General features: G+C 72.6%; 1 protein-coding gene. It reads right to left on the bottom strand.

From position 1 onward, the window contains the following. Positions 1-339 (bottom strand): alcohol dehydrogenase catalytic domain-containing protein (locus C7C46_RS33930; protein WP_181442697.1); only part of this gene is annotated, 339 nt, incomplete at both ends.

Below are 339 nucleotides of genomic sequence, written 5' to 3'. Positions count from 1 at the left end.
CCGGTGACCAGCACGTCCTCCCCGACCAGCGGGAAGGAGAGCGCGGTGTGCACGGCGTTGCCGAACGGGTCGAAGATGGCGGCCACGTCCAGGTCGACCGGCACCCGGTGCACCCAGACGTTGGAGGCGGGCAGCGCCACGTACTCGGCGAAGGCGCCGTCGCGGTTGACGCCCAGGCCCACCGTGTTGGGGCACAGGTGGCGGCGGCCGGCCAGGCAGTTGCGGCACTTGCCGCAGACCAGGTGGCCCTCGCCGCTGACCAGGTCGCCGACGGTGATGTCGGTGACCCCCGGGCCGAGCGCCACGACCTCGCCGACGAACTCGTGACCGATCGTCAGC

Source organism: Streptomyces tateyamensis, from assembly GCF_003205575.1.
In the GTDB taxonomy this organism is placed as follows: domain Bacteria; phylum Actinomycetota; class Actinomycetes; order Streptomycetales; family Streptomycetaceae; genus Kitasatospora; species Kitasatospora tateyamensis.
Note: the sequence above shows the minus strand (reverse complement) of the source record. Positions and strands in the feature narration are given on the sequence as shown.